This is a genomic window from Agromyces sp. LHK192 (genome assembly GCF_004006235.1).
GTDB lineage: Bacteria > Actinomycetota > Actinomycetes > Actinomycetales > Microbacteriaceae > Agromyces.
On the sequence record NZ_CP034753.1, the window covers coordinates 1,734,442 to 1,746,758 of the forward strand.

The 12,317-nt window shown below is 72.3% G+C and carries 11 protein-coding genes; 10 read left to right on the top strand and 1 reads right to left on the bottom strand.

The window, feature by feature from the left end:
* Positions 1–61 precede the first annotated feature (61 nt).
* The 5 genes from priA (at position 62) to ELQ40_RS07750 (ending at position 8,570) form a co-directional block, all read left to right on the top strand.
* Entirely contained in the window at positions 62–808 is a 747-nt protein-coding gene (gene priA, locus ELQ40_RS07730) for a bifunctional 1-(5-phosphoribosyl)-5-((5-phosphoribosylamino)methylideneamino)imidazole-4-carboxamide isomerase/phosphoribosylanthranilate isomerase PriA (RefSeq protein ID WP_127793171.1), read from the top strand.
* A complete protein-coding gene (locus ELQ40_RS07735; RefSeq protein ID WP_127793172.1) occupies positions 792–1,652 on the top strand; it encodes an SseB family protein in 861 nt (286 codons plus the stop codon). The genes priA and ELQ40_RS07735 overlap by 17 nt, the downstream gene beginning before the upstream one ends.
* A gap of 73 nt (positions 1,653–1,725) precedes the next feature.
* Complete coding sequence (locus tag ELQ40_RS07740; RefSeq protein ID WP_127793173.1) at positions 1,726–3,132, top strand: pyridoxal-dependent decarboxylase; 1,407 nt, start codon at positions 1,726–1,728, stop codon at positions 3,130–3,132.
* A complete protein-coding gene (locus ELQ40_RS07745; protein ID WP_127793174.1) occupies positions 3,077–7,804 on the top strand; it encodes an ATP-dependent helicase in 4,728 nt (1,575 codons plus the stop codon). The genes ELQ40_RS07740 and ELQ40_RS07745 overlap by 56 nt, the downstream gene beginning before the upstream one ends.
* Complete coding sequence (locus ELQ40_RS07750; RefSeq protein WP_127793175.1) at positions 7,791–8,570, top strand: DNA-formamidopyrimidine glycosylase family protein; 780 nt, start codon at positions 7,791–7,793, stop codon at positions 8,568–8,570. Before ELQ40_RS07745 ends, ELQ40_RS07750 begins: the two co-directional genes overlap by 14 nt.
* A 15-nt stretch (positions 8,571–8,585) precedes the next feature.
* On the opposite strand, the gene ELQ40_RS07755 is transcribed toward ELQ40_RS07750, so the two are convergent.
* Positions 8,586–8,972, bottom strand: a complete 387-nt coding sequence (locus ELQ40_RS07755) for a DUF1844 domain-containing protein (RefSeq protein ID WP_240665995.1) — start codon at positions 8,970–8,972, stop codon at positions 8,586–8,588.
* A gap of 266 nt (positions 8,973–9,238) precedes the next feature.
* On the opposite strand from ELQ40_RS07755, the gene infC reads away from it, so the two are divergent.
* From infC to ELQ40_RS07780, 5 genes are all read left to right on the top strand, one after another.
* Positions 9,239–9,859 (top strand): translation initiation factor IF-3, encoded by a 621-nt coding sequence (gene infC, locus ELQ40_RS07760; RefSeq protein ID WP_127795193.1) that lies wholly within the window; start codon positions 9,239–9,241, stop codon positions 9,857–9,859.
* 54 nt (positions 9,860–9,913) lie between these two features.
* Positions 9,914–10,108, top strand: coding sequence for a 50S ribosomal protein L35 (gene rpmI / locus ELQ40_RS07765; protein WP_127793177.1), 195 nt, complete (start codon positions 9,914–9,916; stop codon positions 10,106–10,108).
* Between the two features lie 32 nt (positions 10,109–10,140).
* Positions 10,141–10,527, top strand: coding sequence for a 50S ribosomal protein L20 (rplT, locus tag ELQ40_RS07770; protein WP_127793178.1), 387 nt, complete (start codon positions 10,141–10,143; stop codon positions 10,525–10,527).
* Between the two features lie 78 nt (positions 10,528–10,605).
* Positions 10,606–11,406 carry an RNA methyltransferase gene (locus ELQ40_RS07775; RefSeq protein WP_127793179.1) on the top strand — a complete coding sequence of 267 codons (801 nt, stop codon included), beginning with the start codon at positions 10,606–10,608 and terminating at the stop codon, positions 11,404–11,406.
* An 81-nt stretch (positions 11,407–11,487) separates the two neighbouring features.
* Positions 11,488–12,276 carry an amino acid ABC transporter ATP-binding protein gene (locus ELQ40_RS07780; protein WP_127793180.1) on the top strand — a complete coding sequence of 263 codons (789 nt, stop codon included), beginning with the start codon at positions 11,488–11,490 and terminating at the stop codon, positions 12,274–12,276.
* The last annotated feature ends 41 nt before the right edge of the window (positions 12,277–12,317 follow it).

Sequence of the window (12,317 nt, forward strand, 5' to 3'; positions counted from 1 at the left end):
GATGCTGTGACTGTGCCGAAGGTCGCACGTCAACGTGCGGCTTCCCGATCCGAGGACAGTGATGAGTGAGTTCAACAAGACCCCCCGGCTGGTGCTGCTGCCGGCCGTCGACGTCGCAGGCGGCAAGGCCGTCCGGCTGACGAAGGGGGAGGCCGGAACCGAGACGAACTACGGCGACCCGGTCGACGCAGCCGCCGACTGGGCCGACCAGGGCGCGGAGTGGATCCACCTCGTCGACCTCGACGCCGCCTTCGGCCGCGGTTCGAACGCCGGCATCCTGAAGAAGGTCATCCGCCAGGTGCGCGGCGTGAACGTCGAACTGTCCGGCGGCATCCGCGACGACGCCTCCCTCGAGCACGCGCTCGAGATCGGCGCGAAGCGCATCAACCTCGGCACCGCCGCGCTCGAGAACCCGGAGTGGGCGGCATCCGTCATCGCCCAGTACGGCGAGGCCATCGCCGTGGGGCTCGATGTGCGTGGCACCACGCTCGCCGCCCGCGGTTGGACCAAGGACGGCGGCGACCTCTGGCAGGTCATGGACCGCCTCGAGGAGGCGGGGGCCGCCCGGTACGTCGTCACGGACGTGACGAAGGACGGCACGCTGCAGGGCCCCAACCTCGACCTGCTGCGCCAGATCACCGAGCGCACCCGCCGGCCCGTCGTCGCGTCCGGCGGCGTGTCGAGCCTCGACGACATCGCCGCCCTTCGCGAACTCGTGCCGCTGGGCGTCGAGGGTGCGATCGTCGGCAAGGCGCTGTACGCGGGAGCGTTCACGCTGCCCGAGGCGCTGGATGTCGCCTCGCACTGACCCGGTGCCGGCGGGATCGGAACCGGCCGGCGCAAACGAGCACGCCGCGAACGAGCCCGGTGCGGCCGAGCCCGGTGGAGCGACCGACTCGGCCGGCAACCCGTGGGCCGGTCGGTCCTTCGATGCGAACCGGCACGCCGCCGACGACGGGAGCGCGCCGCCGGCGCTCGCCGCGGCGGTGCGACGATTCCGCGACGGCCCAGGTGACCAGGAGTCGGTCGTCGAGGCGTTCGCGCGATCGCGACTGCTGATCCCGCTGCTCGCGGAACTCGGTGACGGCGGCACGGAGATCGGTGCGCACGGGCATGCCGTCGAGAAGAGCCAGGAGCTCTCGATCGTGACGGTCGCGGGCCCCGACGGCCGTAAGGTCCTGCCGGTCTTCTCGTCGGTCGCGACCATGTCGCGGTGGAATCCGAAGGCTCGGCCGGTGCCGGCGGACGGGGTGCGCGTCGCGCTCGCCGCGGCCGACGACGGTACCGACCTCGTCGTGCTCGACGCGGGATCCCCCGACGACGAGTTCGTGCTCCGGCGCCCGGCGGTGTGGGCGGTCGCGCAGTCGATGCCGTGGCATCCGCCGTTCGCCGCTCCGGTGATCCGCGCCGCGTTCGAACGCTCGATCGGCACCGAGCTCGCGGTACTCGGCGTCGATCTCCTGCCGGGCGATCCGCAGGCGCGCCTCGCGGGGCCGGAGCTGGTCGTCCGTCTGACCCTCGTCGCCGGGCTCACCCGTGCCGAGCTCGACGCGACGACGGCGCGCCTCGCCCGACGCTGGTCGGAGGACGACGCGATCGCGGCGGGCGTCGACTCGCTGGCCGTGAAGCTCGTCGCCGCCGACCGCGGCTGAGGGGCTCGCTTCCGGGTCCGGAGGGGTTGCCGACCGCCGGCTGCCGCGGGAAGATGCGCGCGGGGGTGGAGCGATGGAGCCGTCGTCCGCGTTCGGCGCGCAGTACCGGGGTCCGCTGGCCGTCGCGGCGCGCGCGGCGGAGGATTGGCTCGACGGCGTCGCGGAGCGCCCGATCGCCCCGTCCGCGGGGATCGAAGACGTGAAGGACGCACTCGGCCGTGCGCTGCCGGACGCCGGCGAGGACTCGGTCGCGGTCGTCGAGTCGCTCGCCGCGGCGGTCGTCCCCGGGCTCATGGCGATGCAGTCGCCGCGCTTCCACGGGTGGGTCATCGGCGGCACGTCGCCGGCATCGCTCGCGGCTGACTGGCTGGTCTCCGCCTGGGATCAGAACGCCGTGCTGCGCGAGCCGACCCCGGGGGTGGTCGCGGTGGAGGAGCTGGCCGGCGAATGGCTCTGCGACCTCCTGGGCCTGCCCGGCGGCACGGCGGCCGGGTTCACGACCGGCGCGACGACGGCGAACACGGTCGCTCTCGCCGCGGCGCGTCATGACGTGCTCGCACGGGCCGGGTGGGATGACGTCCGCGATGGCATCCAGGGGGCTCCGAGGGTTCGGGTCATCGCCGGGGCGGAACATCATCCGTCGGTCGCCGTCGCGCTGCGGGTGCTCGGCCTCGGCCTTCCGGAGGTCATCGCGTGCGACGAGGAGGGGCGGATCCTCCCCGGGGCGCTCGCCGACGCGCTCGAGGGGCACGGCGGCGGACGGAGGACCGGGCACGACGGCCCGGTCATCGTGTGCCTGCAGGCGGGCAACGTGCACTCGGGCGCCTCGGATCCGTTCGCCGAGGCGATCCCGATCGCGCGCGACGCGGGCGCCTGGGTGCACGTCGACGGCGCGTTCGGGCTCTGGGCGGCGGCGAGCCCGCGCCTGCGTCACCTCGTCGCGGGCGTCGAGGCCGCCGACTCGTGGGCGACGGATGCGCACAAGACGCTCAACGTGCCGTACGACGCGGGCATCGTGGCGGTCGCGGATGCCGACCCGCTCGTGTCCGCCGTCTCGGTGCACGCCGACTACCTGCCGGTGGCCGGCGAGGGGATCGACCCGAGCGATCGGGTGGTCGAGCTCTCGCGCCGAGCGCGCGGCGTGCCGGTGTACGCCGCGCTGCGGGAGCTCGGGCGTGCCGGTGTCGCCGCCCTCGTCGACGGCCTCGCCGCGAACGCCGTCCGCCTCGCCGACGGCCTCCGCGCGACGCCCGGCGCGGAGGTGCTCAACGAGGTGACGTACACGCAGGTGTGCGCAGCGTTCGAGGGACGCGAGGCCGTCGCGCTCGCCCGGTTGCTCGATGCCGACGGCGTCGCGTTCGCCCACGCGTCGCGGTGGCGCGATCGTGAGGTCCTCAGGTTCTCGATGAGCAATCGGGCGACGGATGCCTCCGCCGTCGACGAGACCCTCGAGGCGGTGCGGCGGGCCCTCGCCGGGTGACCCCGGCCCTGCCGGCGGCCATGATGTCACCGGGTCGCGGCAGGATGGAGGGGTGGACGCGCTCGACGCCTTCTCCGAAGCCACCCGCACGTGGTTCTCGGAATCCTTCCGCGCGCCCACGGCCGTGCAGTCCGCCGCGTGGGAGGCCATCGGCCGTGGCGCGCACGCCCTCGTGGTCGCGCCGACCGGGTCGGGCAAGACGCTCTCGGCGTTCCTGTCGGCCATCGACCGGCTGCACACCGAGCCGCCGCCTCCGGAAGCGGGCACCAGAGTGCTCTACCTGTCGCCGCTCAAGGCGCTCGGCGTCGATGTCGAACGCAACCTCCGGGCGCCGCTGACGGGGATCGCCCGAGTGTCCAACCGGCTCGGCCTGGAGCCGCCGCACGTGAGCGTCGGCGTCAGGTCGGGTGACACGCCGGCGAACGAGCGGCGCGCCCTGCTCCGCACACCGCCGGACATCCTCATCACGACGCCCGAGTCGCTGTTCCTCATGTTGACGTCGCAGGCACGCGACACCCTGCGCGCGGTCGAGACGGTGATCGTCGACGAGATCCACGCGGTCGCTGCGACCAAGCGCGGCGCGCACCTCGCCCTGTCGCTCGAGCGCCTCGACGCCCTCCTGCCGAAGCCCGCTCAGCGTATCGGGCTGTCGGCCACGGTGCGACCGGTCGAGGAGGTGGCGCGGTTCCTCAGCGCCGCAGCCCCGGTCGAGATCGTGGCACCGCCGAGCGAGAAGCGGTTCGACCTGCGCGTCGTGGTCCCCGTCGAGGACATGGCGCGGCTGCCGGCGAGCGACGACGCGACGGGATCGATCTGGCCGCACGTCGAGGAGGCGATCCTCGACCAGGTGCTCGCGAACCGCTCGTCGATCGTGTTCGCGAACTCGCGTCGGCTCGCCGAGCGGCTCACGGCGCGACTGAACGAGCTCGCGACGGAGGCATCCGAATCGGAGACCCCCGATGCCGAGGGCTCCAGCGCCGGGGCATCCGATCCGGGGGCGGCCGCGCTCGTCGGCGCGGGTCGGCCCTCGGGGCCGCCGGCCGCGATCATGGCGCAGTCCGGCCAGACCGGGGGAGCGCCCCTCGTGCTCGCCCGTGCACACCACGGATCGGTCAGCAAGGAGCAGCGCGCCGAGATCGAGGACGACCTCAAGAGCGGCCGCCTGCGCTGCGTCGTCGCGACGTCCAGCCTCGAGCTCGGCATCGACATGGGTGCCGTCGACCTCGTCGTGCAGGTCGAGGCGCCGCCGTCGGTCTCGAGCGGGTTGCAGCGCCTCGGTCGCGCAGGCCATCAGGTCGGCGAGGTGTCGCGCGGCGTGATCTTCCCGAAGCAGCGGGCCGACCTTATCCACGCCGCCGTCACGAGCGAACGGATGCTCGCCGGGGCGATCGAGACGATGCGGGTGCCGTCGAACCCGCTCGACATCCTCGCGCAGCAGACGATCGCGGCCGCCGCGATCGAACCCCTCGACGTCGACGGATGGTTCGACGCGGTGCGTCGCACCGCGCCCTTCGCGACGCTCCCGCGGTCGGCCTACGAGGCGACGCTCGACCTGCTCGCCGGGCGGTACCCGTCGGATCGCTTCGGCGAGCTTCGGCCCAGGGTCGTCTGGGACCGCGAGCAGGGCACCATCACCGGGCGACCGGGGGCGCAGCGCCTCGCGGTGACCAGCGGCGGCACCATCCCCGATCGCGGCATGTTCGGCGTGTTCCTCGTCGGCGACGAGTCCGGCGGGCGCCGGGTGGGGGAGCTCGACGAGGAGATGGTCTACGAGTCGCGGGTCGGCGACGTCTTCGCGCTCGGGGCGACGAGCTGGCGCATCCAGGAGATCACGTTCGATCGCGTCAACGTGGTGCCCGCGTTCGGGCAGCCGGGTCGGGTGCCGTTCTGGAAGGGCGACGGTCTCGGGCGACCGGCCGAGCTCGGTCGCGCCCTCGGCGCCTTCATGCGCGAGATCGCCGGCGCGGGCGAATCCGACGCCCGGGCGCGCGTGACCGCGGCCGGACTCGATGCGTTCGCAGCCGGCAACCTCGTCACGTTCCTCGCCGACCAGCAGCGGGCGACCGGTCACGTTCCGAGCGATCGCACGCTCGTGATCGAGCGCACGCGCGACGAGCTCGGCGACTGGCGCGTCATCCTGCACTCCCCGTTCGGGATGCCGGTGCACGCGCCGTGGGCGCTCGCCGTGGCCGCCCGCGTGCGCGAGCGGCTCGGGGTCGACGGCGCGGCGGTCGCCGCCGACGACGGCATCATCGTGCGCATCCCGGATACCGGCGTCGACCCGCCGGGCGCCGACCTCTTCGTGTTCGAACCCGACGAGCTCGAGCAGCTCGTCACCGACGAGGTGGGCGGATCGGCCCTCTTCGCGAGCCGGTTCCGCGAGTGCGCGGCACGCGCCCTGCTCCTGCCGAACTACCAACCGGGCCGCCGGTCGCCGCTCTGGCAGCAACGACAGCGCTCCGCCCAGTTGCTCGAGGTCGCGAGTGCGTACCCGACGTTCCCGATCATCCTCGAGACCGTCCGCGAGGTGCTGCAGGACGTGTACGACGTGCCCGCACTGCTCCAGCTCTCGCGCGACGTCGGTGCGAGACGCGTTCGGCTCGTCGAGACGACGACCGACTCGCCGAGTCCGTTCGCGAGCGCGCTGCTGTTCGGCTACGTCGGCGCATTCATGTACGAGGGGGACTCGCCCCTCGCCGAACGTCGCGCCGCCGCGCTCGCGATCGACTCCGCGCTCCTCGGCGAACTGCTCGGCCGGGTCGAGCTGCGCGAGCTGCTCGATCCGGGCGTGATCGAGCAGACCGAGCGCGAGCTCCAGCGGCTCGCCGACGACCGCCGGGTCCACGGCGCCGAGGGGGTGGCCGACCTCCTGCGCCTGCTCGGCCCGTTGACCGACGACGAGCTCGGCGCGCGCGTCGCACCGGACACGGATGCCTCCGCTGCGGCCGGCGAACTCGTCGCCGCACGGCGGGCGGTGCGGGTGACCTTCGCGGGACGGGAGCACTTCGCGGCGGTCGAGGACGCGGGTCGCCTCCGCGACGCGCTCGGCGTGCCCGTGCCGCCGGGGGTGGCCGTCGCGTTCGCGGAGCAGGTCGGCGATCCGCTCGGCGACCTCGTGAGCCGGTTCGCCCGCACGCACGGGCCGTTCCGCGCCGAAGACGTCGCCGACCGGTTCGGCATCGGCGTGGCGGTCGCCAAGGCGGCGTTGCGGCGCCTCGCCGACGAACGGCGCGTCGTCGAGGGTGAGTTCCGCCCCCACGGAACGGGTGCCGAGTGGTGCGATGCCGAGGTGCTGCGCCGGCTCCGGCGCAGGTCGCTCGCCGCGCTGCGGCACGAGGTCGAGCCGGTGCCCCAGCGGGCCCTCGCGCGATTCCTCCCCGAATGGCAGCACGTCGGTCGCCCGCTGCGTGGCATCGACGGGGTGCTCGCCGTCGTCGAGCAACTGGAGGGCGCACGGTTGCCCGCGTCGGCCTGGGAGTCGCTGGTGCTGTCGTCGCGCGTGTCCGACTTCAGTCCGACCATGCTCGACGAGCTGACCGCGACCGGCGAGGTCGTGTGGGCGGGAGCGGGCCCGCTCGCCGGGGACGACGGATGGGTGTCGCTGCACCTCGCCGAGTCCGCGCCGCTCACGATGCAGCCGGTGCCCGACCCCGAGCTCACCGCCGTTCAGCGCGAGGTGCTCATCGCCCTCGGATCCGGCGGAGCCTTCTTCTTCCGGCAGCTCGCCGACGCGATCGGCACGTTCGGCAGCCTCGACGAACCGGTCGCCGACGCCGACCTCGTCGAGGCGATCTGGGGCCTCGTGTGGGCGGGGCTGGTCACCAACGACACGTTCGCACCCGTGCGAGCCCTCGTCTCAGGGGGTCGAAGCTCGCACAAGACGCCGCGGCAGGCACCGAGGTCCCGGATGCTCCGGGGCAGGTCGCTGCCCCGACCGGCGGCGCCGAGCCGGACCGGACCGCCGTCGGTGGCCGGCCGGTGGTCCATCCTGCCGCTGGTCGACGACGATGCCACCCGGCGCGCGCATGCACTCGGCGAGACGCTGCTCGATCGCTACGGGGTCGTCACGCGCGGCGCCGCGGTCGCGGAAGGGGTGGTGGGAGGCTTCGCGCTCGCCTATCGCACGCTGCGCGGGTTCGAGGATTCGGGGCGCGCTCGCCGCGGGTACTTCGTCGAGCGCCTCGGCGCCGCGCAGTTCGCTGCGCCCGGAGCGGTCGACCGGCTCCGCGGGTATGCCGATCGCGACGAGGAGCCGACGGCCGGCGCCACCGCGCGGCGCGCGGGGGAGCAGGACGCCGCCCGCCCGGTGCTGCTCGCCGCGACGGATCCCGCGAACGCGTTCGGCGCCGCCCTGCCGTGGCCCGAGCCGCCGGGCGAGAGCTCGCACCGCGCGGCGCGCAAGGCGGGCGCGATGGTCGTGCTGGTCGACGGCGAGCTCGTGCTCTACGTCGAACGCGGCGGCAAGACCGTGCTGGCGTACACCGACGACGAGGGCGCGCTCGCCGCGGCGGCCGGTGCGCTCGCCGGGGTCGTGCGCGCCGGACGGATCCGCCGGCTCGCGGTCGAACAGGTCAACGGCGCGTTCGTGCTCGGCACGCCGCTCGGCCGCGCACTGTCGGTCGCGGGGTTCGGCGAGACGCCGAGGGGGCTGCGGTTCGATGCCAGAGGGTGACACGGTCTTCCAGACCGCGGCGCGGCTCCGCCAGGCGATCGAGGGCGCCGAACTGGTGCGCACCGATTTCCGCGTGCCTCGGTACGCGACCGTCGACCTCGCCGGCCTTCGGGTCGACGAGGTGCTGGCGCGCGGCAAGCACCTGCTGTTCCGTATCGGCGAGCAGACCGTCCACTCGCACTTGAAGATGGAGGGCTCCTGGCGCGTGTTCCGCCCCGGCGAGCGGTGGAGCCGCCCGGCGTACCTCGCCCGCGCCGTGCTCGAGACCGCCGACGCGGTCGCCGTCGGGTTCGAGCTCGGCGTGGTCGAGGTGATCCCGCGCGCCACCGAGGCGGGGGCGGTCGGCCACCTCGGCCCCGACCTGCTCGGCCCGGACTGGGACGCCGACGAGGCGCTGCGACGGCTCACCGCCGACCAGGGCGTTCCCGCGGCTGTGGCCCTGCTCGACCAGCGAAACCTCGCCGGCCTCGGCAACGTCTACGCGAACGAGCTGTGCTTCCTCCGGGGCATCCGACCCGACCGGCCGATCGGAGAGGTACCGGATCCGGCGGCCGTGATCGACCTCGGTCGGCGGCTGATCGTCGCCAATCGCGACCGCGTCGCGCGCGTCACCACCGGCGTCGACCGTCGGGGCGAGCGGCTGTGGGTCTACGGGCGCGGCGGGCAGCCGTGCCGTCGATGCGGCACGCGCATCGAGCGAGGCGAACTCGGCCGCAGCGCCCTCGAGGAGCGCATCACCTTCCGGTGTCCGCGCTGCCAACCGTGACGGTGCCGGCTCGGCTCAGGTGACCGGGCCGGTCCACTTCTCGCCGGGCCCCTTGCCGATCTCGTCGGGGATGACGGATGCCTCGCGGAACGCGAGCTGCAGCGAACGCAGGCCGTCGCGCAGGGAGCGCGCGTGCATGTCGCTGATCTCGGGGGCTCCCGCGGTGATGAGGCCGGCCAGCGCGTTGATGAGCTTGCGCGCCTCGTCGAGGTCGGTCTGATTGTCGGGGTCGTCGGCGAGCCCGACCTTGACGGCAGCGGCGCTCATGAGGTGCACCGACGCGGTCGTGATCACCTCGACCGCCGGCACCTCCGCGATGTCGCGCGTGGCCTCCGAGACCTGCTCGTGCTGGTGGTCGGCGACGCCCGCGCCGACCGTCGACTCGTCTGAACTGTTGCTCACAGACATCCTCTGCTAGACTTCTTCGGGCTCCGGGGCTTGTCCCCGGTACGAAAGTGGAGATACTCCCACCCGCGCATACCGCTTCACCAAGGTTACCGGGTTGATTGCACTCCGCCGCTCGCCGTAGGCGAGGGGTAGACAGGGTGCCGCGTGAGCCGCGCGGAATCGAGATTCCGCCGGGCCGCGCGTGGATTTCCGCTCTCGTCGTCCGGGCGGCATCCGTCTCCCGTACGAGCTTGAGCACTGTTCGAGTAGAGGAGACACGCATCAGCGATCCGCGTACCAATGACCGTATCCGCGTCCCGGAGGTCCGCCTCGTGGGACCTGGCGGGGAACAGGTCGGCGTCGTGAAGATCGAGGTGGCCCTGCGGCTGGCGCAGGAGGCCGACCTCGATCTCGTCGAGGTCGCTCCGAACTCCCGTCCGCCGGTCGTCAAGATCATGGACTACGGCAAGTACAAGTACGAGGCTGCGCAGAAGGCCAAGGAGGCTCGGCGCAATCAGGCGAACACCGTCCTCAAGGAGGTCCGGTTCCGCCTCAAGATCGACAAGCACGACTACGAGACCAAGATGAAGCGCGCCGTCGGCTTCCTGAAGGCCGGCGACAAGGTCAAGGCGATGATCCTGTTCCGCGGTCGCGAGCAGTCGCGTCCCGAGATGGGCGTCCGCCTGCTGCAGCGCTTCGCCGAGGATGTCGCCGAGTTCGGCACTGTCGAGCACAACCCCACGATCGACGGCCGCAACATGGTGATGGTCATCGCTCCGCTCAGGAACAAGTCCGAGGCCAAGGCCGAGGCGAATGCACAGCGTGCTGCGGCGAAGGCCCGACCCGAGGGCGACGCCCCGGCCGGTGCCGAGCCGCAGACGGCCGAGGCCACCGAGGCCTAGGCCAACACTGACGTCCGTCACTCGCGTGGCGGCAGAACCAAGGAGAAACACGAGATGCCGAAGCAGAAGACCCACTCCGGGGCCAAGAAGCGCTTCAAGATCACCGGCACCGGCAAGCTGAAGAAGCAGCAGGCCGGCATGCGCCACAACCTCGAGGGCAAGTCCTCGGTGCGCACCCGCCGCCTCAACCAGGACAAGGTCCTCTCGGCGCCCGACGCCAAGGTCGTCAACAAGCTCCTCGGCCGCTGAGCCGGTCCGAACCGTAAGGAAGATACAGAGTCATGGCTAGAGTCAAGCGCGCAGTCAATGCGCACAAGAAGCGTCGCGTCATCCTGGAGCGCGCCGAGGGCTACCGCGGCCAGCGGTCGCGCCTCTACCGCAAGGCGAAGGAGCAGGTCACCCACTCCCTCGTCTACTCGTACAACGACCGTCGCAAGCGCAAGGGCGACTTCCGCCGCCTGTGGATCCAGCGCATCAACGCGGCCTCGCGTCAGCACGGCCTCACCTACAACCGCCTGATCCAGGGCCTCGGCCTCGCGGGCATCGAGGTCGACCGTCGCATCCTCGCCGAGCTCGCCGTGAACGAGCCCGCGACCTTCGCGGCGATCGTCGAGTCGGCCAAGCAGGCGCTCCCGGCCGACACGTCGGCCCCCAAGACCGCGGCGTAAGCACCGCGCAGGTCTTCGAACGGCCCCGGCACCCACGTGGTGCCGGGGCCGTTCGCATGCCCGCCGTAGACTGGACGCATGCTCGAGAACCCCCGTTCCCCGCGCGTGCGTGCCGTCGCGAAGCTCGCGAAGAAACCGGCTCGAGTCGAGAGCGGGCTGTTCCTGCTCGAAGGGCCGCAGGCCGTCTCCGAGGCGCTGCGCTTCCGGCCCGAGCTCGTCGTGGAGCTGTTCGCGACGCCGTCGGCGCTCGACCGGCACGACGGCATCCGGCGGGCTGCGGCCGAGGCGGGGCTCACGGTCGAGTTCGTCACCGAGCAGGTCCTGGAGTCCATGGCCGACACGGTGACGCCGCAGGGATTCGTCGCCGTGTGCCGGCAGTTCCCGACCGCGCTGAAGGACGTGTTCGCGAGCGGGCCGAAGCTCGTCGCGATCCTGGAGGAGGTGCGCGACCCCGGCAACGCCGGCACGATCGTGCGCGCGGCCGATGCGGCCGGAGCCGACGCGGTGGTGTTCTCCGGTCGCGCCGTCGACCTCTACAACCCCAAGGTGGTCCGGTCGTCGACGGGGTCGATCTTCCACGTCCCGGTCGCGGTGGGTGCCTCGCTCGAGGACGTGCTCGAGCGCGCCCGCGCTGCGGGGCTGGTCGTGCTCGCCGCCGACGTCAAGGGCGACGACCTCCTCGACGTCCGCAACGCCGGCGTCCTCGCGGGCCCGACCGCATGGCTGTTCGGCAACGAGGCGCGCGGGCTCCTCGACGAGCAGCTCGCCCTCGCCGACCGCGCGGTCACCGTGCCGATCTACGGGCACGCCGAGTCGATGAACCTCGCCACCGCGGCATCGGTCTGCCTCTACGAGAGCGCGTTCGCGCAGCGCTCCTGAGTCTCGCTCACCGGTTACGAATCGGTAACCGCCCGCCCGGACTGTGGCGGCGCGGGGGTGACCGTCCCTAGTTTGGGGGATATGTCCCTGACGCCCGACGCTGCCCCGACGTCCAACATCTCGGTGAAGCGCGGTGAACCGCTCGTCGTCATCGAGCACGTCGACAAGCACTTCGGCGACCTGCACGTGCTCAACGACATCAACACGGTGGTCAACCGCGGCGAGGTCGTCGTGGTCATCGGGCCGTCGGGCTCCGGCAAGTCGACGCTGTGCCGGGCCATCAACCGCCTGGAGACCATCGACTCCGGCACGATCACGATCGACGGTGAGCAGTTGCCCGAGGAGGGCGCCGCACTCGCGAAGCTCCGCGCCGACGTCGGCATGGTATTCCAGTCGTTCAACCTCTTCGCGCACAAGACCGTCCTCGAGAACGTCACGCTCGCGCCCACGCGGGTGAAGCGGATGTCCCGGAAGGATGCCGAGGCGAAGGCGATGGAGCTGCTCGACCGGGTCGGCGTCGCGAACCAGGCCAAGAAGCTGCCCGCGCAGCTCTCGGGCGGCCAGCAGCAGCGCGTCGCGATCGCCCGATCGCTCGCGATGAACCCGAAGCTCATCCTCATGGACGAGCCGACCAGCGCGCTCGACCCCGAGATGATCAACGAGGTGCTCGACGTCATGGTCGGCCTCGCCGAACAGGGCATGACCATGATCGTGGTCACCCACGAGATGGGCTTCGCGCGCAAGGCGGCCGATCGCGTGCTCTTCATGGCCGACGGCAGCATCGTCGAGGAGGCGACCCCTGCCGAGTTCTTCGACCACCCGAAGTCCGACCGCGCGAAGGACTTCCTGTCCAAGATCCTCGAGCACTAGCTCGACGTACAGCCTGGGTTGCCACGAGCGGCCGGGACCAA

What these genes read in the sequence shown, in the direction of transcription:
- priA (WP_127793171.1), top strand. Translation starts at nt 62, where the DNA reads ATGAGTGAGTTCAACAAGACCCCCCGGCTGGTGCTGCTGCCGGCCGTC.
- ELQ40_RS07735 (WP_127793172.1), top strand. Translation starts at nt 792, where the DNA reads ATGTCGCCTCGCACTGACCCGGTGCCGGCGGGATCGGAACCGGCCGGC.
- ELQ40_RS07740 (WP_127793173.1), top strand. Translation starts at nt 1,726, where the DNA reads ATGGAGCCGTCGTCCGCGTTCGGCGCGCAGTACCGGGGTCCGCTGGCC.
- ELQ40_RS07745 (WP_127793174.1), top strand. Translation starts at nt 3,077, where the DNA reads ATGCCTCCGCCGTCGACGAGACCCTCGAGGCGGTGCGGCGGGCCCTCG.
- ELQ40_RS07750 (WP_127793175.1), top strand. Translation starts at nt 7,791, where the DNA reads ATGCCAGAGGGTGACACGGTCTTCCAGACCGCGGCGCGGCTCCGCCAG.
- rpmI (WP_127793177.1), top strand. Translation starts at nt 9,914, where the DNA reads ATGCCGAAGCAGAAGACCCACTCCGGGGCCAAGAAGCGCTTCAAGATC.
- rplT (WP_127793178.1), top strand. Translation starts at nt 10,141, where the DNA reads ATGGCTAGAGTCAAGCGCGCAGTCAATGCGCACAAGAAGCGTCGCGTC.
- ELQ40_RS07775 (WP_127793179.1), top strand. Translation starts at nt 10,606, where the DNA reads ATGCTCGAGAACCCCCGTTCCCCGCGCGTGCGTGCCGTCGCGAAGCTC.
- ELQ40_RS07780 (WP_127793180.1), top strand. Translation starts at nt 11,488, where the DNA reads ATGTCCCTGACGCCCGACGCTGCCCCGACGTCCAACATCTCGGTGAAG.